Raw genomic sequence first — 20,899 nt, 5'->3', positions numbered from 1 at the left:
GCGCCGATTCCCACCGCTATTCACCGGCGGTGGGGACTGATCAGCGCGGCCCGCTAAGCAGAAGGCGTACGGCACGCATGGCGTCAGGGTACCGCAGCGCCCGTGCGGCCCGCGACGGCCTTCCCGGGCGCCACCAGGAACACGCGGCGACCCCAGCCCTTGGCCAAGGGTTACTCCGCGTACCGCCCATTATCGGGGCAACACCAAGATCGTGTCGCGCTTTGATAACAACGCAATAACTCAAACCTCGTACCCACCGGTATGGAGCGACTTAGCATGCGGCGGGACCGAACCATTTCGGAGTCGCCCCATGAACCCTCTGCACCCGCACCGCAAGAGCCGTTCCCAGCCCCGACCGTCTCCACGTTCGATTTCGCGTTCTTCCCTCGGATCCGTTCCGCCTTCGCGGGCGCTGAGCGCCGGAGCGCTGTTCCTGATACCCGTCCTCGTCTTCGCGGGCAGCGACGGATTACGGGCCGCCCTCGACTTCACCGCCGGTGTGCTGTCCCTGGTCTCGCTCACCGCCGCCGTCGTCTGGGGCCTGGTCGCCACGGACCGCCTGTTCCTGCGCTCGCGCCAGCGCCTGCTCGCCCAAGCCGTGCACCGGGCCACCTCGGTCTCCGCGATCGGCTTCCTGCTGCTGCACGGCACCGTCAAGGTCGCCCTGGACCACGTGTCACTGTTCGGCGCGGTCATGCCGTTCGGACTCGGCGTCACCGGCAGCGCCGGGCTCATCGGGCTCGGCTCCCTCGCGGGCCTGCTCATGATCGCCACCGGCGTCACCGGCGCCCTGCGCAGCGCCTTCGCCTCCCCCGCGCGCATCGCGTCACGGTGGCGCGCGCTGCACATGCTGGCCTACCCGGCCTGGTGCTCGGCGCTCGTCCACGGCCTGTACGCGGGCCGCGAGCCGAAGCCGTGGGTGGTCGCCCTGTACTGCCTGTGCCTGGTCGCGGTCGCCGGAGCCCTGGCGCTGCGCACGGCGCCGCTCCCGGTCAAGCGGAAGGTCGCCGCCCGCATCCTGGCCCTGCTCGAACCGGAACCCCCCGTCCCGCCCCGCGAAGAGCCTCCCGCGCGGGACACCGCCTCCGCACCGGACCCGGCGATCGGCATCTCGGCGGCCTACCACGCGCTGGCCCCCGACGCCCCGGCCCCGCACGCCGCCGTCCCAGCCCCCCGCACCGCACCCGACACCCGCTGGCCCGCCCCCTGCCCGCCGCCGCCCACCGAGTCCCCCTACATCGCACCTCAGCCCACCTACGGCACGATCCCCCAGCCCGTCCACGACCCTTCGTACGACGCCCCCCTCGACCCCGCGTACGACAGTGGCCCCGCCACCGAGCCGCTGCCCCGGCCCTTTCGGGCCCCCAGCTCGGGCGAGCCCTGGAACGCCGCCACCGGAGGCCATCCGTGAACGCGCCGCTGCCCGACGTCCCCGAGGTCCGCGTCGTCGGCCTGCCCCTGCTCACCTCGGGCTTCGACCTCGTCGAACGCCTGGACCTGGCCATGCACCTGAAGGTGCACGGTCCCCTGGAGCCCATGGTGGGCGAACCGCTCGCCCGGCTCGCCGAGCACATCGCGCTGCGCGGCCGGGGCGGCGCGGGCTTCCCGTTCGCCCAGAAGCTGCGGGCCGTCGCCGACGCGGCGATACGTCGCGGCGTACGCCCCGTGGTCGTCGTCAACGGCAGCGAGGACGAGCCCGCCTGCCGCAAGGACACCGTCCTGCTCAACCGCGCCCCGCACCTCATCCTGGACGGCGCCCTGCTCGCCGCCGAGGCCCTGGGGGCGCGCACCCTCGTCATCGGCGTGACGCGCGACTCCACCGAGGCCTCGATGCGCACCGCCCTGGCCGAGCGGGGCCTCGGCGACCGGCGCGGACCGGCCCTTCGCGCGCGCGTGCAGCGCAATCCGGTGCGCATGGTCACCGGGGAGTCCTCCGCCCTGGTCCGCTCGGCGGACGGCGGCCCGCCGCTGCCCCCGGGACGGAAGGCGCGTACGTCCGACTCCGGAGTGGGCGGCGCCCCCACCCTGCTCTCCAACGCGGAGACCTTCGCCCAGCTCGCCGTCGCCGCCCGGACCGGAGCCGACCGCTACTGCCGCACCGGACTGCGCGACGAGCCCGGCACCGTCCTGCTGACCCTCTCCGGAGCGGTCGCCCGGCCGATGGTCGTCGAGGTGCCCACCGGAGTGCCGCTGAGCTACGTCCTCCAGCTCGCCGGCGCCCCCGCGCTGCCCCAGGGGGTGCTCACGGGCGGCTATCACGGCAAGTGGCTCGACGGCATCACGGCACACGACGCGGTCGTCTCACGCGCGTCCCTGGACGCCTGCGGGGGCGCGCTCGGCGCCGGGGCGATCCTGCCGATCGGCGAGGGCACCTGTGCGCTCGGTGAGTCGCTGCGCGTCGCGAAGTGGCTGGCCGGCGAGAGCGCCGGGCAGTGCGGCCCCTGCTACCTCGGCCTCCCCGCGGCGGCCCGTGGCCTCGCGGACGTCCTTCAGGGCGGCGGGCCGACCGCTCTCGAAGCGCTGCGCGAGGTGACCCGGGCGGTGAAGCGGCGCGGGGCGTGCAAGCACCCGGACGGCTCGGCGGCCTTCCTGGAGTCGACGGTCTCGACGTTCACGGACGACCTCGCGGCGCACGTCCTGGGCAGTGGCTGCGGCCGTCCCGTCGAGGGGTTCCTGCCCCTCCAGGAGGACGTGCCCCCGGCCGAGGCGCCAAGCGGCCGCACACTGGTCGTCGACTGGACGCTCTGCCAGGGCCACGGGCTGTGCGCGGACATCGTCCCCGAACTGATCCAGTTGGGCCCGGACGGCTTCCCTTCGGTGGCGGAAGCGTCCGTACCGCGCTACTCCGAAGCGCGCGCCGCGCGCGCCGTGCGCCGCTGCCCGGCACTCGCGCTGCGCATCGAGGAGCCCGCGAAGACCACGCCGCGAGCCGGATCGGCGCTGCCCGCGGCGCTCCCGCCGGGTCGGCGCCGCAGGGCGCTCGGCAGCGGACGGCAGTGACGGCGCGGCGCAGGGCGGTGACGGCGGAACGGTGACGGCCGGATCCGGATCACGACGAAAAAGCGGGCCACCCGATCCGGGTGGCCCGCTCATATCCTGTGGAGCTAAGGAGAATTGAACTCCTGACCTCCTGCATGCCATGCAGGCGCTCTACCAACTGAGCTATAGCCCCTTGCCTGTCCGCCCGGTTCCCCCGGCGGCTCCGCCAACATTACACGGTCATACCCGTGCTCCACCAAATCGTTTCCGGTCTGGGTGGATACGGCCGGTACTGTCAGCCTTCGTGACCGTGACCGTGACCGTGATCGCGCTCGCCGCCGTCCGCCGCCGCGTGCCGCTGGCCGCCGGGGCCTGCCTGCTCTCCTTCACGGCCTTCTGGCTCGCGCAGCGCGCCGCCGACGTCTCGATGATCGACCTGATGGTCTACCGGGCCGAGGGCGCGACCGTGCGCGCGGGCGGCGACCTCTACGCCCTGCGCACCACCGAGGCCCATCTGCCGACCACCTACCCGCCGTTCGCCGCGCTCCTGTTCACCCCGCTGACGCTCCTCGCCACGGCGGACCTGCGCGCCCTCGCGACCCTGGCCAACCTGCTGCTCCTGGTCGGCTTCGCGCACCTCTCCCTGCGGCTGATCCACGGCGAGCGCCGCGCGCGCGTGGAGGGTGCTCTCTGGGTGTCCGCCCTCGCCGTCTGGTGCGAGCCGGTCTGGACGACGCTGCGCTACGGGCAGATCAATCTGCTGCTCGCCGTCCTCGTCCTGTGGGACCTGTCCCGGCACCCCGGGCACCGCTGGGCGGGCACGGGCATCGGCATCGCGACGGCGATCAAGCTCACCCCCGCGCTCTTCGCCGCGTTCCTGCTGCTCACCGGCGCCGCCCAAGCCCTGCGGAGCGGACCGTGGCGGCCGGCGGTGCGCGCCGCTTGCGTGGCGGTCGTCTCGTTCGCCGGCGCGACGCTCCTGACGGCCGCCGTCCTGCCGTACGACTCGCGGCGCTTCTGGACCCGGATGGTCTTCGAGGCCGGCCGGGTCGGGTTCGCCGAGGACACCGCGAACCAGTCGCTGCGCGGCGTCCTCGCCCGGTCGCTGCACACCGGGGAGCCCGGGGCGCGCTGGGCCCTCGCCGCGGCCGTGACCGGGGTGCTCGGTCTGGCGGTCGCGGTGGCCGCCGCGCTGCGCGGGGAACGGGCCTGGGCCGCGCTCGCCTGCGCGGCTACGGCGCTCCTGGTGAGCCCGGTGTCGTGGTCGCACCATTGGGTGTGGTGCGTGCCGATGGTGCTGCTCCTGGGGTCCGAGGCGATGCGCCGGGGCGGCCGGGCGCGGTGGGCCGGCACCGGGGCCGCGAGCCTGGTCTTCTGCTCGTACGCCCTGTGGTGGGTGCCGCACGGAGCGGGGCGGCGCGAACTCGCCCAGAACTGTGGCCAGATGACGCTGTCGGCCCTCTACGTAGTGACCGCTTTCGGGTTCCTCCTGGTGGCGCTCACGCGGTGGCGAACGAGTAGAACCGCTTGAGCGTGCAGTGCTCGTCAAGCAGCCGGCCGTAGATCGGCTCCCCTTCGAGTTCGCGGTACGTCTCGATGGGATCGCCTTTTATGATCAGCGCCCGTGCGCATTCCTCGCACCAGTACTGATAGTCCGGGTTGACCGGTTCCATGTCGCGGACGATCGGTGTGCCACTGCCGCACCAGTCGCATTTCCGCCTGTGTGCACCCATCGATCAGCTCCAGCTGTGGCCGCAGGCGGTACACACGTACGAGACTCCGCCATTGTCACCCAGAACTTGGGCAACGTTGGTCGAGCCGCAGGAAGGGCAGTTGAGGAGCGTGCGGAGCGCGGCACGCTCTCGTACGGCCGCCGCTTCGAAGAGGCGGTCGGCCTCTCCGAGGATGCTCGCAGGCATCGCGCTCTCCCTCCCGTCGGGCTGCGTCCCCTTCCGGCCGTCCGATTCTGCCACGCTCCGAGCGGACCGGTCAGCGACGCATTCGTACCAGTCCGGACACGGCACCGAGCGCGGCCACGGCAGCCAGCGCGTAGGCGCACACCAAGAGCGCGCTCCCCGAGGTATACGCCCCAGGTGCACCTGCCGACTCAAACCGGTTCAGGAAAAGCGCGCCGAAGCAGGCGACACCGGTCAGCTGGCCGAGCTGGGTGACCGTCGCGAGCAGGCCGCTGGCGTCCGCCGCGTCCTCGGCGGGCACCGTGGCGAGCGTGCGGGTGAGGGTCGGGCTGAAGCCGAGGGAGAGCCCCGCGCCCACTCCGGCGAGAGCCGCGTAGAGCCCGGGTCCGCCGTCACCGCCGTCCCTGAGCAGCAGCCCCACGGCGGCCGTCGACACCGCGGTCAGCGCGAAACCGCCGGGGATAAGCACGCGTTGGACCGCCTGCGGCCAGCGCCGCCAGGTCAGGCCGACCAGGCCGAAGACCGCGGCGGTCGGCGCGAAGGTGAGACCGGCCCGCAGCGCGCTGTGGCCGAGGCCGCCCTGGACGTGCAGGGTGAGCACGAACAGGAAGCCTCCGTTGACGGCCATCACGGCCCAGATCCGGAAGACCGCGAGGCCCGCGCCCGGCGTCCGCAGGATCCGGGGCGCGATCAGCGGCGCCCCACCCCGCCGGGCGAGCCGGGACTCGTACGCGCAGAAGAGCGCGAAGCAGACCGCGGCGGCGGTCATCGAGAGCCAGGACCACAGCGGCCAGCCCTTCTGCTGCCCGAGCACCAGTGGCACCGTGAAGAGCGAGACGGCGGCGCCGAGCAGCACAAGACCGGGCAGGTCGAGCCCGCGTGCCCGGCCCGCCGCCCGCTCCCCGCGGTCGTCGCGCGGCAGCACCCGCACCGCCACGGCGAGCAGGACCGCCCCGACCGGCACGTTGACCAGGAACACCGGGCGCCAGCCGGTGCCGAACAGGTCGGCGCTGACGAGGACCCCGCCGAGCACCTGCCCCGCGGCGGCGCCGGTCGCGAGGACCGCCGCGTACGCGCCGAGCGCCTTCGTCCGCGCCTCACCCGCGAAGTTCCGCTGGATCAGGCTGAGCACCTGCGGGATGAGGACCGCGGCGCCCGCGCCCTGCAGCAGCCGGAAGGCGATCAACGCGTCGGCGCTGCGGGCGAGTCCGCAGGCGAGCGAGGCCGCCGTGAAGACCGTGAGCCCCGCCAGGTAGACCCGGCGGTGGCCGACGCGGTCGCCGAGCCGCGCGCCGGTGATCAGGAGGACGGCGTACGTGATGGTGTATCCGGCCACCACCAGCTGCAACTCCGCCCCGGACGCGTGCAGTTCGCCGCGGATGGTGGGCGCCGCGACATTGACGATGAAGACGTCGAGCAACGCCATGAACTGGGCGGCCAGCACGGTCGGGAGCAGCAGCCGGGGCCGGTTGTCAGTGCCGGGCGCTTTACTGGTTACGGGAGTTGAGCCCGCGGGTGCGGGTGGGGAGGTCGTCGTCATGCCACGAGCGTGGAGGCGGTTCGGTACGGGTGACGAGAGCCCGCCGATGCTGGTACTGACAGCACCTGTCAGCGACCGTGGCGGGCAGGGACGATGGGGGACGTGACCACGATGACGAGCGCACCAGGGGATACGGGAGCGCCCGCGCGGGGCCGCCCGGCCGCGGGCCGGCGGCGCCGCTCCGAGCTCGCCGCCTTCCTGCGCGGCCGCAGGGCCCGGGTGACACCGGCCGACGTGGGGATGGCCCCGGGCCTGCGCCGCCGCACGCCGGGGCTGCGCCGCGAGGAGGTCGCCCAGCTCTCCGGGGTCGGCGTCACCTGGTACACCTGGCTCGAACAGGGCCGCCCGATCAACGCCTCGCCCCAGGTCCTGGACGCCGTGGCGCGCACCCTGCGCCTCGACCAGCCGGAGCGCGAGCATCTCTACCACCTGGCCGAGGTGCCGTACGCCCCGGGCCGCGAGGCCGCGGCGCAGGCGGTGGACGCGGAGATCCAGGGCATCCTCGACGCCATGGACCCCCAGCCCGCGGTGGTCTACAACGCGCGGTACGACATCCTCGCCACCAACCCCGCCTACCGCGCCCTCTTCCTCCTCCCCCAGGCCCCCGGCACCGGCGTCCCGAACGTGCTGTGGGCGCTGTTCACCGTGCCGGCCGAGGAGTGCCCGCTGGTCTTCCGCGACTCGGAGCTGCCGGTCATGGTGGCCACCCTGCGCAGCGCCTACGGCCCGCATGTGGGCGAGCCCGCCTGGGAGAGCTTTCTGCGCAGGCTGTCCGCCGCGAGCCCGTACTTCGCGGAGCTCTGGAACAGCGGCGACGTGATACTTCCGGGACCGCGCGTGAAGACCGTCCGGCACCGCGCGGTAGGTAAGCTGCGCATGACATCCGTCTCCCTGAGTATCGACGGGATGCCGGAATGCCGGATGGTCGTCTACACCCCGGACGACGAAGAGAGCAGACGGCACACGGCGCGGCTGCACCGGCTGAGAACGACGGCGGTGGCGGCGGCAGCGGCGGCTTCGGGGACACAAGAAAATCCCGCCCCCTGACGGGGACGGGATTTCCGGGACTGTGGAGCTAAGGAGAATTGAACTCCTGACCTCCTGCATGCCATGCAGGCGCTCTACCAACTGAGCTATAGCCCCTGGTGTTCTTCCCGCTCGGCGGGCGAACAAGAAGAACTTTAGCCTGCGACCAGCCGGAATGTGAAATCCGGGGGTGGCCGCCCGCCGGAGCGGTTCCGGAGTGGTTCCGCAGGGCTCAGTCGTCGTCGCCGAGCACCGGTTCCGGCAAAGTGCCGGCGTTGTGCTCGAGCAGGCGCCAGCCGCGCGCGCCCTGGCCCACGACCGACCAGCAGCAGTTCGTGAGACCGCCGAGCCCCTCCCAGTGGTGGGGCTCAAGACCGAGGAGGCGGCCGATCGTGGTGCGGATGGTGCCGCCGTGGCTGACCACCACCAGCGTGCCGTTCTCCGGGAGCTTCTCGGCATGGCGCAGGACGACGGGAGCGGCGCGGTCGGCGACCTCGGTCTCCAGCTCTCCGCCGCCCCTGCGCACCGCTTCGCCGCGCTTCCACGCGGCGTACTGGTCGCCGAAGCGGGCGATGATCTCGTCGTGCGTCAGGCCCTGCCACTTCCCGGCGTACGTCTCCTGGAGGCCCTCCTCGTACGCGACGGGGAGGCCGGTGATCGCGGCGAGCTCACCTGCGGTGGCGGCCGCGCGCCTGAGGTCCGAGGAGACGATGGCGTCCGGCTTCAGGGAGGCGAGCAGACGGGCGGCGCGCTTGGCCTGCGCGACGCCCGTCTCGGTCAGCTCGATGTCCGTGGAGCCCTGGAAGCGGCGCTCCAGGTTCCAGGCGGTCTGGCCGTGCCGCCACAGGATGATCCGGCAGCCGCGGTTGGTCACCGCAGCTCACCGTCCAGGTCGGCCTCCTCCGCGGCCCGCTGCTCGGCGTGCTCGGCGGCCTTGCCGCGGGTCGCCTTGGCGTCCTCGGGCAGGTCGATCTCGGGGCAGTCCTTCCACAGGCGCTCGAGCGCGTAGAAGACGCGCTCCTCGCTGTGCTGGACGTGCACCACGATGTCCACGTAGTCGAGGAGGATCCAGCGGGCGTCGCGGTCGCCCTCACGGCGGACCGGCTTGGCGCCGAGCTGCTTGTTCAGCTGCTCCTCGATCTCGTCGACGATCGACTTGACCTGGCGGTCGTTGGGCGCGGAGGCGAGCAGGAAGGCGTCCGTGATCGACAGCACGTCGCTGACGTCGTACGCGATGATGTCGTGCGCGAGCTTGTCGGCAGCCGCCTGGGCGGCGACGGTGATGAGCTCGGTGGAGCGGTCCGTGGCGGTCACTAGTGAGCTTTCCTTCGGGTGGTGGATACACCCCCAGGGTCTCACGGACCACCGACAGAGCCCCAGACGATTACGTCACCGCCCCCGCACGGCCTCCCTCAGCCCTTCCGGTAGTCCTGGCCGAGGACCACGAAGACGTCGACGTTCCGCGGCGTGCTGCCCTTGCGGACCGCGCTCGCCGGCAGGCCGAGGGTCTTGGCGACCTCGGTGGCCTGCGTCTTCTTGGCCGCGTCGGCGTAGGTGACCTGCGAGGTGGCCTCGGCCGTGCTGCCCGCGCCGCTGTCGATGAAGGTGTAGCCGCCGTTGACCAGGGTGACCCGGGCGTCCTGGGCCGCGGCCTTCTTCCCGGAGGCATTCTTGACGCCGACCCGCACGGCCGCGCCCTTCTCCGGGCTCTTCACCGCGCCGCCGAGGACGTCCTTGACCACCGTGTCACCGGCCTGCTCGGTCAGTGTGCCGTCCTGCCGCACCGGCAGCAGCGTCGTTCTGTAGTCGCCGCCCTTCGCCCGGTCGGCGAGCTTGGCGAGGAAGGCGCCCAGGTCCTTCTCCTCAAGGGAGGGGTCGAGGATCTGCGCCAGCGACTGGACGGTGGTCGTGGCCGCCTGCGGGTCCGACGAGAGCTTGCGCAGGATGCCCTGCATGACCTGGCCGAACCGGTTGAGCTGGGCGGACTCGGCTTCGCCGGACGCGCGGTAGGTGGCGTACGCGACGGCCATCGGCCCGCTCAGGGTCTGCTGCTCGCCCTTCTTGACGAGGGGCGCCTCGCCGTTCTTCGCCTTGGGGTCGGGCACGTCGGTGTCCGTGTCGACGTCGATGTTCCCGACGAGCTCCACAAGGTTGTTCAGGTACGGGGTGTCCAGGCGCCAGGTGCCCTCGACCTCGGTGCCGAGCACCGTGTCGATCGCCTCGCGGGTGCCGGTGGAGCCGTCGTCGTCGACGGACTTGCCGAGCGTCGTCGGCGTACCGTCGTCGTCCGAGACGCCGAGGGAGTTGGGCAGCAGGACGGTGGCGCCCTGCTTGGTGGTGGCGTTGTTCACCAGGAGCGCGGTGGAGGTGCCGCCGCCCTTGGTGTTGTGCAGGTGGACGACGACCACATCGCGCTTCTGCGGTCCGGACGCCGCGGCCGGGCCGCCCCCGCCGTCCGACTGGCCCGGCAGCTTGCCCGCGAACCACAGGTAGCCGACGCCGCCCGCGACGACCAGGGCGAGCACCACGACCAGCGCGACGACCCTGGAGCGCCCGCGCCGCTTGGCCTCCTCGCGCCGCTCGGTGCGGCTCTCGGTGAACTTCAGCCAGTCGATGACGTCTTCGGAGTCCTCGTCCGGCTCCTCGATGAACGAGAACTGCTCGGTCTTGTACTCACCCGGCCGCTCGCGCCCCTGCTCCCGCTCGCGCTCCGGCTCGGGCTCCGGCTCCGGCTGAGCGACGGGGGCCGGGGGCTGCGCTTGCTGCGGACCTTGCTGCGGTGCTTGCTGCTGCTGGGGGATCCAGCCGGTGTCCTGGACCGCCGCCGTGCCGTAGGGGGCGCCGCTGTTGTCGTACGAGGTTCCGCTGCTGTCGTACGAAGTCCCGGCGCTGTCGTACGAAGTCCCGGCGCTGTCGTACGAGGCCCCGGTGGTGCCGTACGCGTCGTAGCCCGTGCCGCCGGTGTACGAGCCGGCCCCGTAGGCCCCGGCGTCGTACCCCTGCTGCTGCCCGCCCGCGTAGGAGTCGTACCCGTACGCCTGCTGCTGAGGCACCTGCGGCTGCTGGGGCTGCTGAGGCCGCACCTGCTGGTACACCGGTCGCCCGTACTCGTCGTACCCGACGACTTCGTACTGATCAGCCGCGTACTCGCCCGCATACGGGTCGCTGCCCGCATAAGGGTCGTACTGTCGGTCGTTCACCGGTGCCCCTCTCGGCTCATTCGCCGCGGTACAGCTCACGCTTGTCGATATAACGCACCACGCCGTCGGGCACCAGATACCAGACCGGGTCCCCGGCGGCGACCCGCGCGCGGCAGTCCGTGGACGAGATGGCCAGGGCGGGCACCTCCACCAGGGAGACACCACCCTTGGGAAGTCCGGGGTCGGCCAGCGTGTGGCCGGGCCGGGTGACCCCGATGAAGTGCGCGAGGGAGAACAGCTCTTCCGTGTCCCGCCAGGTGAGGATCTGGCCGAGGGCGTCGGCACCCGTGATGAAGAAGAGGTCTGTATCGGGGTTGAGGGCACGCAGATCGCGCAGCGTGTCCGTCGTGTAGGTCGCCCCGCCGCGGTCGAGGTCGATGCGGCTCACGGAGAACTGCGGGTTCTCCGCGGTCGCGATGACCGTCATCAGATAACGGTCCTCGGCGGGTGACACCTGCTTGTCGCTCTTCTGCCACGGCTGGCCGGTCGGCACGAACACCACCTCGTCGAGGTGGAACTGCGCTGCGACCTCACTGGCCGCCACGAGGTGTCCGTGGTGGATCGGATCAAACGTTCCGCCCATGACGCCGAGGCGGCGCTTGCCGTTGCTCACCGGACCGGTCTCCGGACCGGTAGGCATGTCCTGCTCTCCCATGCGTGCAGACCCTACCGGCCCGGCGGACGGGCCCTGTTTCAGCGGTCCCGTTCGGGACGCTCCCCGCTCAGCGGTCCCGGTTGAAGCGGGTGGTGATCCACAGGAGGAGCAGGAGGACGACGAACGCGCCGCCGCCGGTGAGGAGAGGGCTGAGGCTTTCGTGGTTGCCGCCGTGCTCGCCGCCCTCGGAGGCGAGAGTGACCAGCTGGGCGGCGTTGCTGTGGAGGCTCATCTCAGGCAGGACCTATCCGGAGGTGGGATGGACATAAAGATTTCCGGCCCATCGTAAGCGGGGGGCTCGTTCCGCCTTACGCCGACTCAGCCGTTGCGGTGGTCGGCACTCTTGTCGGACGTGCTTTCCGGCGCACTGCGCGGTGTGCTGCCCGTACCCGCGCCGCCCGCGCTGTCTTCGCCGTCTTCGCCGTCTTCGCCGCCTGCGCTGTCTTCGCGGGGCACGCCGTCCTTGCCTGCGCCGCGCGCGCCCTGCGGCATGTGCTCCACGCCGCGGACCGAACCGCTGTCGCTGCTCTGGCGGTAACCGCGCAGCAGGAACCAGCCGACCAGTACGCATCCGACGACCATGACGATCAGCACGATCCGCAGCAGATTGCCCGGACCCTGCCGCTCCGCGGCCTTGGCCGCCTCGGTGAGCCAGTCGGCTCCGGGGTTGTGCTCCATGACGGATGACTCCTTCTGTGTGCTGCCCTGTCACGGTATCTCCGCCTAGGCTGGGCCAAACCTCGGGGGCAGGAGGAGACGACACATGGGGGATGCGGCATGACCGACGACAACCACCGCGGGGACGGCGAGGGCCAGGAGCGCGTGCCGAGCCGGCAGCGCAGGCGCTTCCCCGGCATCTCGTCACGAGCCTACGAGCACCCGGCGGACCGCTCCGCCCTGGTGGCCCTGCGCAAGCTCAGCGGCTTCGACACCGTCTTCAAGGCGCTCAGCGGACTGTTGCCCGAGCGGAGCCTCAGACTCCTGTTCCTCTCGGACTCGGTGCGGGTGTCCGACGCGCAGTTCGCGCACCTCAACACCATGTTGCGGGACGCCTGTTACATCCTGGACCTGGAGAAGGTCCCGCCGATGTACGTCAACCAGGACCCGAACCCGAACGCGATGTGCATCGGCCTCGACGAGCCGATCATCGTCGTGACGACGGGCCTCGTGGAGCTGCTCGACGAGGAGGAGATGCGGGCGGTCGTCGGTCACGAGGTGGGCCACGCCCTCTCCGGCCACTCCGTCTACCGCACGATCCTGCTGTTCCTCACGAACCTCGCGCTGAAGGTCGCGTGGATCCCGCTCGGCAATGTCGCGATCATGGCGATCGTGACGGCCCTGCGCGAGTGGTTCCGCAAGTCCGAGCTGTCGGCGGACCGGGCGGGGCTGCTCGTCGGACAGGACCTCAAGGCGTCGATGCGCGGCCTGATGAAGCTCGCGGGCGGCAACCACCTGCACGAGATGAACGTGGACGCGTTCCTGGAGCAGGCCGAGGAGTACGAGGCCGGGGGCGACCTGCGCGACTCCGTACTGAAGATCCTCAACGTCCTGCCGCGCACCCACCCCTTCGCCACGGTGCGCGCCGCCGAGCTGAAGAAGTGGGCTGAGACCCGCGACTTCCAGCGGATCATGGACGGCCACTACCCGCGCCGCGACGAGGACAAGGACACCTCGGTCTCCGACTCCTTCCGGCAGTCGGCGTCCTCATACGCCGACGACGTGCGCAACAGCAAGGACCCGCTGATGAAGCTGGTCAACGACATCGCGGGCGGCGCGGGCGACCTGGGCGGCAAGCTGCGCGGGAAGTTCACCGGACAGGGCGGCGGGGACGCGCGGAGTGATGACCGGCGGGACGACGGCGGCAAGTAGCCCCACGGGGCACGAGTAGCCCCACGGGGCACGAGTAGCCCCACGGGCACGCTGCGAGCAGCCCCCCTACGACACCGCCGCCGACGACGTCGGGGCCGAGGCCGGAAGCGAGGGCTGTGCGGTCGCCGCCAGTGAGCCGCACAGCGCCGTCGCGTCCCCGGTCGCGTACGGATCGGTGCCTGCCGGGCCGCCCGCCTTCGCCTTCTGTCCCGCGAGCAGCGGCCGCAGCCGGCCCGCCGTGTCGGAGGCGCAGGCGAGCGGTCCCGCCTCGGTGGTGGAGGTGATCAGCTCGGCCCGGTGCATCCGCAGGTCGTCGCGGTCGAAGCGGAAGTGCAGCGCGCGGCGGACGGTGAACAGGGACGCCTCGGCCCGGTCCTCGCCGGTGCTGCGGGCGACCGGCCGCAGCGCGTACACGAACGTGTGGTCCGAGATCACTTCGAGGGTGTTCTTGTCGGCCTCGGCGACCCGCAGCGTGCCGTCGGTCCTGACCCGCTTGTCGGCGAGCGCGGTCCGCGCCGGGTCGAACCGCACCAGCCAGCCGGTGGCCGCGTGCCGCCCGTCGGTCACCGGGCGGGCCAGGCTCCGGTCGAACTGGCGCAGTTGCTCCGGGTCGAGGAGGATCCGCACGGAGCGTGCCGAGTCGCCGGTCAGCACGTCCGGGTCGAGCGAGGACTCGACCAGGTAGTCCTTGGCGGTGATCAGCGCGGCCATCACCTGACTGTCCGCGAAATGCGAAGTGCGGCGCACCGCGGGGAGGTTGATGCCGCCCGCGCCGATCCGGAACTGTGCGGCCGGGCTGTGCGCGTAGAGGTCGGCGACGCTTCCGGAGCCGGGCACGCGGTCCGCGGGGGCGAGCGGGACGACCGTCATGCGCAGCGGCTCGGGGTGCCTGGCCACCGGGGACTGGTACGGCTGTCGTACGCCCATGTAGATCGCCGTGCCGAAGGCGGCCGCGATCAGCACGACGAGGATCACGAGCTGCCGGGACAGGGTCTTGTGGAGTCCGGGGCGGCGGCGTACGGCCCGGGTGTGGTCGTCGAGACGCTCCTGCGCGGAGAATTCCTGGAGGCGGGCAGCGCGGACGAACGACTCGTCGAAGACAACCGATCCGTACTCGTCCTCGCCGCCGCCTGGGGCGCCCTCGGGCATCCCCGCCGGTGGATCTCCTGGACCGCCCATACCTTCAGGGTAGGTCTCCCGGCCGTCAGGTAAACGCCCTGGTACACGACAAGTTCCGACAACTCCTCACGGCCGGGTACGGCTGCGATATGCCTGGCCGGGCGGGGTCGCGCTCCCGGTCTGTGGGGTACCGCGGGCACCGTCGGCTGGCTGAACTCGGCCGAGTCGGAGGGGGCGGACGACACCTTTTCGCCGGTGCTCCGCCCGACCTCGGTCGAGGCGGGCGACGGCATCTGGTCCTGGCGGCCCGAGGCCCCGCGGTAGACGGCCGTGAAGGCGAGGGCGACCATGCCGATGCCCATCAGGAGGGCGAGCATCCACGCTATGGGGCGGTGCCAGCGGATCCGGCCGGGGTGGCGGCCCGGGCGGCCGTACGTCTCGATGAGGGGGTCGTGTCCGCAGGCCTCGTCGAGGTCGTCGTCCCGGCCGAAGACGCCGTCGTCGGGGCCGAAGCCGTCCTCGTGGAGCTCGTCGTCCGTCGCGTCGGCGCCGCGGCCTCGCATGCGGGCCCGGCGGGCCTCGGCCTCGGAGGCGTCCGCGCGTGCCTGCGCGGCGGCCAACAGCCGTTCCACGGCGGAGGGTTCATGGACTTCCGCGGCCCGCACGAAGTCCTCGTCGAAGACCACGGAGGCGAACTCTTCGTCCGCACCCCCGTGGTCGCGCTCGTCGTCGGGCTCCCAGCCGTCAGGGAACGACGGCGTGCCCCCCACGTCCTCCGGCACCCCTCCAGAGTAGACCTGGAGGGGGCAATTTGGGCAGCCGGTAAGGGAATTCGACCGGTACGGCGTTCAACCCGGCGGGCGCTCAGCGCACGTGGCCGTCGCCCGTCACGATGTACTTGGTCGAGGTCAGCTCGGGCAGGCCCATCGGGCCGCGCGCGTGGAGCTTCTGCGTGGAGATGCCGATCTCGGCGCCGAAGCCGAACTGGCCGCCGTCGGTGAAGCGCGTCGAGGCGTTCACGGCGACCGTGGTGGAGTCCACGAGCTGGGTGAAGCGGCGCGCGGCCCGCTGCGAGGTGGTGACGATGGCCTCCGTGTGCCCGGAGGTCCACAGCCGGATGTGCTCGACGGCCTGCTCCAGGGTGTCGACGATGGCGGCCGCGATGTCGTACGAGAGGTACTCGGTCTCCCAGTCCTCGGTGGTCGCGGGCACGACGGTGGCCTTGGTGGCGTCCGCGTACGTGAGGACGCGCTCGTCGGCGTGGACGGTGACGCCTGCCTCGGCGAGGGCGTCCAGGGCGCGCGGCAGGAAGGCGTCGGCGATGTCGCGGTGCACGAGCAGCGTCTCTGCGGCGTTGCAGACGCTGGGGCGCTGGGCCTTGGAGTTGATCAGGATGTCGACGGCCATGTCGATGTCGGCCTCGGCGTCGACGTACACGTGGCAGTTGCCGGTGCCGGTCTCGATGACCGGGACGGTGGACTCCTCGACGACGGTCCTGATCAGCGAGGCGCCGCCGCGCGGGATGAGGACGTCGACCAGGCCGCGGGCGCGCATCAGCTCGCGCACGGAGTCGCGGTTCTCGCCGGGGACGAGCTGGACGGCGTCGGCGGGCAGTCCCGCGCCGTGCACCGCGTCGCGCAGGACGCGCACGAGGGCCGTGTTCGAGGCGTACGCCGACGACGAACCGCGCAGCAGGACGGCGTTGCCGGACTTCAGGCAGAGGGCGGCGGCGTCGACGGTGACGTTCGGGCGGGCCTCGTAGATGATCCCGACGACGCCGAGCGGGACGCGGACCTGGCGCAGGTCGATGCCGTTGGGCAGCGTCGAGCCGCGGACGACCTCGCCCACCGGGTCGGGCAGGGCGGCCACGTCGCGCACGTCGGCGGCGATGGCGCGGACCCGCTCGGGGGTGAGGGTGAGCCGGTCGACGATGCCCTCGTCGGTCCCGGCCTCGCGGGCGCGCTCGACGTCCTTGCCGTTGGCCTCGACGATCTCGGCGGTCCGAACCTCCAGGGCGTCGGCGATCGCGAGCAGCGCGTCGTCCTTGGCGGCGCGCGGCAGTGGCGCGAGCGTGGCGGCGGCGCCGCGGGCGCGGTAGGCGGCCTGGGCGACCGGCGAGAGGTTGTCGTAGGGCGAGACGGGAGAGAGCGACGTCATGCCCGCAGGGTAATCCCCCCGCCCTGGGCGTCCACCCGGCATCCCAGTTACCGAGACCGCCCCGCCGGGACGGCACGACGGCTCAAAACGGGTGCACGCCCACCGGAGTGGCCGGTAACGGACCGTAGCCCTCGGCTATCCGCTGGTGATATGTGTCCCTGCCGATCACCTCGAGCCCCACGATCTCCCAGGGCGGCAACTGCGCGCTCTGCCGGTGCTCGCCCCAGAGCCGCAGGGCGACGGCGGCCGCGTCGTGCAGATCCCGGGCCTCTTCCCAGTACCGGATCTCGGCGTGGTCCGGCGCGTATCTGCTGGTGAGCAGGAAGGGATGGTCGTGGGCGAGCTGTTCGAGCCCTCGTCTGAGCTCGTCGAGCGGGGCCTCGGCGCCGGAGACGCTCAGCGTGACGTGCCAGAGGCGGGGCGTCCGCGCGCTCTCGCCCTCCCGGCTCTCGCCCTGGTCCCCCTCCCGCACCCCGTGCGGCTCGCTCTCGTACCTTGCCCCCGCCGCGACGCTCGTCAGCGTCCGCTCAGCCGAGCCGCGGGACGCCGCCCCTGGGCGCACTCGTCTCACGACGGCCTCCTCTACGCAATGGTGATGCAGATACGCAATGGTCGTGCGGAACTGTCTTCACCAAAGTTGAGCAGGCCAAGCCGCCCCGCGGGGCGGTTTTGGGGAGTTTCACCTCGCACGGGCCGGGCCGCCGTGGCCGTTCGCGGCGGTTTTCGGCCGGGGCTCGTGGGGCGGACGGGGCGGACGGTCCGACGCGAGCTGGGACTTCTCCGGCCCTACCCGTGCAGCAGGACGAGGTCGTCCCGGTGCACGACCTCCCGCTCGTACGCAGGTCCGAGTTCGCGCGCGAGATCCCGCGTGGAGCGGCCGATGAGCAGCGGGACCTCCTTGGCGTCGAAGTTCACCAGGCCGCGCGCCACCGCCCGCCCCCCGGCGTCCCGCAGCTCGACCGGGTCGCCCGCCGTGAAGTCGCCCTCGACCCCGGCGATACCGGCGGGCAGCAGCGACTTGCGCGCCTCGACGACCGCACGCACCGCGCCCTCGTCGAGGACGAGCGCGCCGCGCGGCTCCGAGGCGTGCTGCAGCCAGAGCAGCCGGTCGGCGGAGCGCCGGCCCGTCCGGTGGAAGTACGTGCCCGTGGCACGGCCCGTGAGGGCGTCACCGGCCTGGCTGGCGGAGGTGAGGACGACCGGGATACCGGCGGCGGCGGCGATCCGCGCCGCCTCGACCTTGGTGACCATCCCGCCGGTGCCGACGCCCGCCCTGCCCGCGCTGCCGATCTCGACGTGCGCCATGTCGCCGGGGCCCCTGACCTCGTCGACGCGGGAGGTGCCGGGCTTCGCGGGGTCGCCGTCGTAGAGGCCGTCCACGTCGGAGAGGAGGACGAGGAGGTCGGCGTGGACCAGATGGGCGACCAGGGCGGCAAGCCGGTCGTTGTCGCCGAAGCGGATCTCGTCGGTCGCCACGGTGTCGTTCTCGTTCACGACTGGCAGCGCGCCCATCGCGAGCAGCTGGTCGAGAGTGCGCGAGGCGTTGCGGTGGTGGGCTCTGCGGGCCATGTCGTCGGAGGTGAGGAGCACCTGTCCGACCCGTACGCCGTACCGCGCGAAGGAGGCGGTGTAGCGGGCCACGAGCAGCCCCTGGCCCACGCTGGCGGCGGCCTGCTGCCGGGCGAGGTCCTTGGGGCGCCGCGCCAGGCCCAGCGGGGCCAGGCCCGCGGCGATGGCGCCGGACGAGACGAGCACGATCTCCCGCTCGCCGGCGCCGCGGCTCTTGGCGAGGACGTCGACGAGGGCGTCGACACGGTCCGCGTCCAGGCCCCCCGACGCGGTGGTCAGGGACGACGATCCGACCTTGACGACGACCCGACGGGCCTCTGCCACTGACTGCCTTGCCGATGCCACGCGCTTCCCCAAATGATCCCGGTGTCCCGGATCTGCACTCTCCGGACCTGCAATCTACGTGAGCCCGGGTGCGGCGCGCCCGGGTGTTTCGAGGGGCGGACCGCAACACGCGGCGCGCACGGACGTATTTCAGTCAGAGGGGAAAAGTAACCTTGTGGTTCAGTCTCTTTGCCCCTTTATCCGGTGATTGACGTCACGGGAGATTGCTACCGGGCCACCGCACGTCATACGGTCAGTGGTCGACTTCCCCCCATTCCCCCTCCATCCCCGCCAGGAGCCCAAGCCCGTGCCCTCTGCCGGACTCGCACCCCGTCGCATCGTGCAGCTGACAGCGCTGTTCGCGATGTTCGCGCTCTTCGCGACACAGCTCGCGACCGCGCTGATTCCCTACGTCCCGGTATTCATCGCCGCGGCCGCCGCGAACCTCGCGCTCGACATCTATCTGCAGTACAAGCAGCCGGGCCTCCTCTCCCTCCTTGGCAAGATCCGCTTCGACGTCACGGTCCGCCAGCTGCTGCGCGACATGCTGATCCTGGTGGGCCTGCTGCGCATAGACGGCATCGAGCCGCTGGCCGAGCAGTCGCCGCTGACCATCGCGCTGCTCTCGTTCTACGCCCTGCACTTCGGCTGCCAGGCCGTCGCCGTGCTCGTGCGGCGCACCCGTACGCTGCCCATCGTCACGCGCAACATCGACACCTCCAAGCTGCACCTGACGGCCGCCCCGCCGCGGATCCTCTCCCGCCGCCAGGCCCACCGCCTCCTGACGTTCTCGGTGCCCGGCACGGTCGGCCTCCTCCTCACCGCGGCGACCACCGACGCGTACTGGGGCGGCATCGGACTCGCCGTCTCCATCGTCCTGATCGGCGCCGGCGCGCTCTACCTCGCCACCTGGCTGCTCCCGAAGAAGCGGGCGAAGAACGACCAGAAGGTCATGGAGTGGCTCGACGCGTGGCTCGCGGAGTACAAGCCGACCGTCGCCATGTACTTCTCGGGCGGCTCCACCTCCGCGTACCAGGCCAACATGTGGCTCTCCACCCTCTCCGCGCTCGACGGCAAGCCGCTGATCGTGCTGCGTGAGCGGTTCATGGTGCAGAAGATCGACGCCACCGACGTCCCGATCATCTGCTTCCCGAAGGTCGCAACGATGTTCTCCCTGGAGACGTCGACGCTGAAGATGATGCTGCACCCGGCGAACGCCGCGAAGACCTCCCAGGTCCTGCGCATCCCCACGATCAAGCACGCCTTCATCAACCACGGCGAGAGCGACAAGCTCTCCTCCTGCAACCCCTACGCGAAGGCGTACGACCAGGTGTGGGTGGCGGGCCCCGCGGCCCGCGACCGCTACCAGCTCGCGGACATCGGCGTCGAGGACAAGGACGTGGTCGAGGTCGGCCGCCCGCAGCTGTCTCCGATCCGCCCGTACTCCGGCCCGCCCACCGGGGCGTACACGACCGTCCTGTACGCCCCCACTTGGGAGGGCTGGGACGGCAACCCCGGCAACACCTCGGTGGTCCTGGCCGGCGAGAACATCGTCCGCGAGCTCCTCGCCGACCCGGGCGTACGCCTCCTCTACAAGCCGCACCCGATGACGGGCTCGCAGAACCCCGAGGCCGGTGCCGCCAACGAGCGCATCAAGGCGATGATCCTCGCGGCCAACGCCAAGCGCTCCGGTGCCCGGCCCGGCCCCGAGGCCGCCGCCGAGCTGACCCGCCGCACCGCCGAGCTGGACCGGCTGACCGCCAGATCCTTCCGCAAGAGCGCCGACGAACAGGAGCGGATGATGCTCCAGGGTTCGCCGGACGGCGACCAGCAGGCCGCGGTGGCCGCGGCGACGGACGCGTGGGGGAACGCGTTCTGGGCGTCCTTCCCCGAGTGGGAGCACCAGATCATCACCTCCGCGCGCCCCGCGATCTTCTCCTGCTTCAACCAGGCCGACCTGCTGATCAGCGATGTCTCCTCGGTCGTCTCCGACTGGCTGAGCAGCGCGAAGCCGTACGCCGTCGCCAACACGGCGGGCATGTCCGAGGCGGAGTTCCGCGCGAGCTTCCCGACGGCGTCGGCCGCGGCGATCCTCACCCCCGACGCGGGCGGCCTTGCGGCCCTCCTGACGTCCGTGCGCGCCCCGGAGCTCGACTCCCACGCGGAGGCCCGCGCCGAGCTCAAGGAGCACCTCCTCGGCCCCTCCGACCCGCCCTCCCTGACCCGCTTCAACGCCGCGGCCCTGGCCCTGTGCGCCCAGGCCGACGCCCGCCGCGCCCGCATGGACCAGCGCGTCGACGCGGACATCCCCGGCCAGCGCGCCGCGGAGGAAGCGGCCGAGGAAATGGAACAGGACCCGACGGAACAGCCCGAACAGAACGGCGCGGAGGACTCGGTCACCGCGTGACCGGGCCGAACACCTGAGAAGGCCCCCGCCGAATACATGAGAAGGCCCCCGGAGCTCTGGCTCCGGGGGCCTTCTCATATATCCCTGTGCCGGGCACCTCGACGGAGGCAACACCCCGGCACCGCTCAAGGCGCCGCC

The 20,899-nt window shown here is 71.9% G+C and carries 19 protein-coding genes, 2 tRNA genes and 1 pseudogene; 6 read left to right on the top strand and 16 right to left on the bottom strand.

The features are described 5' to 3' along the window. The first annotated feature begins 310 nt into the window (after positions 1-310). Both ACFVYR_RS15310 and ACFVYR_RS15305 read left to right on the top strand, forming a co-directional pair. Positions 311-1,411, top strand: a complete 1,101-nt coding sequence (locus ACFVYR_RS15310) for a cytochrome b/b6 domain-containing protein (RefSeq protein WP_384260226.1) — start codon at positions 311-313, stop codon at positions 1,409-1,411. Then, a complete protein-coding gene (locus ACFVYR_RS15305) occupies positions 1,408-3,000 on the top strand; it encodes a ferredoxin (RefSeq protein WP_384260229.1) in 1,593 nt (530 codons plus the stop codon). The genes ACFVYR_RS15310 and ACFVYR_RS15305 overlap by 4 nt, the downstream gene beginning before the upstream one ends. A 99-nt stretch (positions 3,001-3,099) precedes the next feature. On the opposite strand, the gene ACFVYR_RS15300 is transcribed toward ACFVYR_RS15305, so the two are convergent. Then, positions 3,100-3,172, bottom strand: a tRNA-Ala gene (locus tag ACFVYR_RS15300). A 123-nt stretch (positions 3,173-3,295) separates the two neighbouring features. On the opposite strand from ACFVYR_RS15300, the gene ACFVYR_RS15295 reads away from it, so the two are divergent. Continuing rightward, positions 3,296-4,510: a glycosyltransferase 87 family protein gene (locus ACFVYR_RS15295; RefSeq protein WP_384260265.1), complete on the top strand. Its 1,215-nt coding sequence runs from the start codon at positions 3,296-3,298 to the stop codon at positions 4,508-4,510. Here the strand turns inward: ACFVYR_RS15295 and ACFVYR_RS15290 are convergent. The 3 genes from ACFVYR_RS15290 to ACFVYR_RS15280 form a co-directional block, all read right to left on the bottom strand. Then, complete coding sequence (locus ACFVYR_RS15290; RefSeq protein ID WP_016643127.1) at positions 4,479-4,712, bottom strand: hypothetical protein; 234 nt, start codon at positions 4,710-4,712, stop codon at positions 4,479-4,481. The two genes, ACFVYR_RS15295 and ACFVYR_RS15290, sit on opposite strands and share 32 nt — an antisense overlap. 3 nt (positions 4,713-4,715) lie before the next feature. Continuing rightward, on the bottom strand, positions 4,716-4,898 hold the full coding sequence (locus ACFVYR_RS15285) for a hypothetical protein (protein ID WP_384260231.1): 183 nt from the start codon (positions 4,896-4,898) through the stop codon (positions 4,716-4,718). 70 nt (positions 4,899-4,968) lie between these two features. After that, positions 4,969-6,435, bottom strand: a complete 1,467-nt coding sequence (locus ACFVYR_RS15280; RefSeq protein ID WP_384260234.1) for an MFS transporter — start codon at positions 6,433-6,435, stop codon at positions 4,969-4,971. Positions 6,436-6,546: 111 nt separating this feature from the next. On the opposite strand from ACFVYR_RS15280, the gene ACFVYR_RS15275 reads away from it, so the two are divergent. Then, the gene (locus ACFVYR_RS15275) at positions 6,547-7,482 is read left to right on the top strand and encodes a helix-turn-helix transcriptional regulator (RefSeq protein ID WP_384260267.1); all 936 of its coding nucleotides are present in this window, start codon (positions 6,547-6,549) and stop codon (positions 7,480-7,482) included. 23 nt (positions 7,483-7,505) lie between these two features. Here the strand turns inward: ACFVYR_RS15275 and ACFVYR_RS15270 are convergent. The 7 genes from ACFVYR_RS15270 to ACFVYR_RS15240 all read right to left on the bottom strand — a co-directional run bounded on the left by ACFVYR_RS15270 (position 7,506) and on the right by ACFVYR_RS15240 (position 11,994). Beyond that, a tRNA-Ala gene (locus ACFVYR_RS15270) sits at positions 7,506-7,578 on the bottom strand. Between the two features lie 115 nt (positions 7,579-7,693). Next, positions 7,694-8,335, bottom strand: a complete 642-nt coding sequence (locus ACFVYR_RS15265; protein ID WP_384260236.1) for a histidine phosphatase family protein — start codon at positions 8,333-8,335, stop codon at positions 7,694-7,696. Further along, positions 8,332-8,775 (bottom strand): ribosome silencing factor, encoded by a 444-nt coding sequence (gene rsfS, locus ACFVYR_RS15260; RefSeq protein ID WP_384260238.1) that lies wholly within the window; start codon positions 8,773-8,775, stop codon positions 8,332-8,334. Before rsfS ends, ACFVYR_RS15265 begins: the two co-directional genes overlap by 4 nt. 98 nt (positions 8,776-8,873) lie before the next feature. Beyond that, positions 8,874-10,661, bottom strand: a complete 1,788-nt coding sequence (locus tag ACFVYR_RS15255; protein ID WP_384260241.1) for a LytR C-terminal domain-containing protein — start codon at positions 10,659-10,661, stop codon at positions 8,874-8,876. A 16-nt stretch (positions 10,662-10,677) separates the two neighbouring features. After that, positions 10,678-11,316, bottom strand: a complete 639-nt coding sequence (gene nadD / locus ACFVYR_RS15250) for a nicotinate-nucleotide adenylyltransferase (RefSeq protein ID WP_384260243.1) — start codon at positions 11,314-11,316, stop codon at positions 10,678-10,680. Positions 11,317-11,383: 67 nt separating this feature from the next. Continuing rightward, positions 11,384-11,548 (bottom strand): hypothetical protein, encoded by a 165-nt coding sequence (locus tag ACFVYR_RS15245; protein ID WP_150184080.1) that lies wholly within the window; start codon positions 11,546-11,548, stop codon positions 11,384-11,386. 86 nt (positions 11,549-11,634) lie between these two features. Next, positions 11,635-11,994, bottom strand: coding sequence for a hypothetical protein (locus tag ACFVYR_RS15240; protein ID WP_384260275.1), 360 nt, complete (start codon positions 11,992-11,994; stop codon positions 11,635-11,637). Between the two features lie 99 nt (positions 11,995-12,093). Here ACFVYR_RS15240 and ACFVYR_RS15235 point away from each other — a divergent pair, with 99 nt between their 5' ends. Beyond that, positions 12,094-13,185 (top strand): M48 family metallopeptidase, encoded by a 1,092-nt coding sequence (locus tag ACFVYR_RS15235; RefSeq protein WP_384260246.1) that lies wholly within the window; start codon positions 12,094-12,096, stop codon positions 13,183-13,185. Between the two features lie 66 nt (positions 13,186-13,251). On the opposite strand, the gene ACFVYR_RS15230 is transcribed toward ACFVYR_RS15235, so the two are convergent. From ACFVYR_RS15230 to proB, 5 genes and pseudogenes are all read right to left on the bottom strand, one after another. Beyond that, positions 13,252-14,364 carry a hypothetical protein gene (locus tag ACFVYR_RS15230; RefSeq protein ID WP_384260248.1) on the bottom strand — a complete coding sequence of 371 codons (1,113 nt, stop codon included), beginning with the start codon at positions 14,362-14,364 and terminating at the stop codon, positions 13,252-13,254. A gap of 116 nt (positions 14,365-14,480) precedes the next feature. Continuing rightward, positions 14,481-15,086: pseudogene (locus tag ACFVYR_RS15225) on the bottom strand (hypothetical protein); the annotation flags it as partial. 82 nt (positions 15,087-15,168) lie between these two features. Continuing rightward, positions 15,169-16,461, bottom strand: coding sequence for a glutamate-5-semialdehyde dehydrogenase (locus ACFVYR_RS15220; RefSeq protein WP_384260251.1), 1,293 nt, complete (start codon positions 16,459-16,461; stop codon positions 15,169-15,171). Between the two features lie 82 nt (positions 16,462-16,543). Beyond that, complete coding sequence (locus ACFVYR_RS15215; protein WP_384260270.1) at positions 16,544-17,023, bottom strand: hypothetical protein; 480 nt, start codon at positions 17,021-17,023, stop codon at positions 16,544-16,546. Between the two features lie 224 nt (positions 17,024-17,247). After that, the gene (proB, locus tag ACFVYR_RS15210) at positions 17,248-18,375 is read right to left on the bottom strand and encodes a glutamate 5-kinase (RefSeq protein WP_384260254.1); all 1,128 of its coding nucleotides are present in this window, start codon (positions 18,373-18,375) and stop codon (positions 17,248-17,250) included. 286 nt (positions 18,376-18,661) lie between these two features. Between proB and ACFVYR_RS15205 the strand changes: the two genes are divergently transcribed. Continuing rightward, entirely contained in the window at positions 18,662-20,761 is a 2,100-nt protein-coding gene (locus tag ACFVYR_RS15205; RefSeq protein ID WP_389611894.1) for a hypothetical protein, read from the top strand. Positions 20,762-20,899: the final 138 nt, after the last annotated feature.

Origin of the sequence: Streptomyces sp. NPDC058284 (assembly GCF_042881135.1) — a bacterium.
In the GTDB taxonomy this organism is placed as follows: domain Bacteria; phylum Actinomycetota; class Actinomycetes; order Streptomycetales; family Streptomycetaceae; genus Streptomyces.
This window is presented reverse-complemented; position numbering and strand designations above follow the sequence as displayed.

Excerpts from the sequence above, each read along its gene's own strand:
- ACFVYR_RS15310 (WP_384260226.1), top strand. The coding sequence starts at position 311 with ATGAACCCTCTGCACCCGCACCGCAAGAGCCGTTCCCAGCCCCGACCG.
- ACFVYR_RS15290 (WP_016643127.1), bottom strand. The coding sequence starts at position 4,712 with ATGGGTGCACACAGGCGGAAATGCGACTGGTGCGGCAGTGGCACACCG.
- ACFVYR_RS15285 (WP_384260231.1), bottom strand. The coding sequence starts at position 4,898 with ATGCCTGCGAGCATCCTCGGAGAGGCCGACCGCCTCTTCGAAGCGGCG.
- ACFVYR_RS15280 (WP_384260234.1), bottom strand. The coding sequence starts at position 6,435 with ATGACGACGACCTCCCCACCCGCACCCGCGGGCTCAACTCCCGTAACC.
- ACFVYR_RS15275 (WP_384260267.1), top strand. The coding sequence starts at position 6,547 with ATGACGAGCGCACCAGGGGATACGGGAGCGCCCGCGCGGGGCCGCCCG.
- nadD (WP_384260243.1), bottom strand. The coding sequence starts at position 11,316 with ATGGGAGAGCAGGACATGCCTACCGGTCCGGAGACCGGTCCGGTGAGC.
- ACFVYR_RS15245 (WP_150184080.1), bottom strand. The coding sequence starts at position 11,548 with ATGAGCCTCCACAGCAACGCCGCCCAGCTGGTCACTCTCGCCTCCGAG.
- ACFVYR_RS15240 (WP_384260275.1), bottom strand. The coding sequence starts at position 11,994 with ATGGAGCACAACCCCGGAGCCGACTGGCTCACCGAGGCGGCCAAGGCC.
- ACFVYR_RS15235 (WP_384260246.1), top strand. The coding sequence starts at position 12,094 with ATGACCGACGACAACCACCGCGGGGACGGCGAGGGCCAGGAGCGCGTG.
- ACFVYR_RS15230 (WP_384260248.1), bottom strand. The coding sequence starts at position 14,364 with ATGGGCGGTCCAGGAGATCCACCGGCGGGGATGCCCGAGGGCGCCCCA.
- ACFVYR_RS15220 (WP_384260251.1), bottom strand. The coding sequence starts at position 16,461 with ATGACGTCGCTCTCTCCCGTCTCGCCCTACGACAACCTCTCGCCGGTC.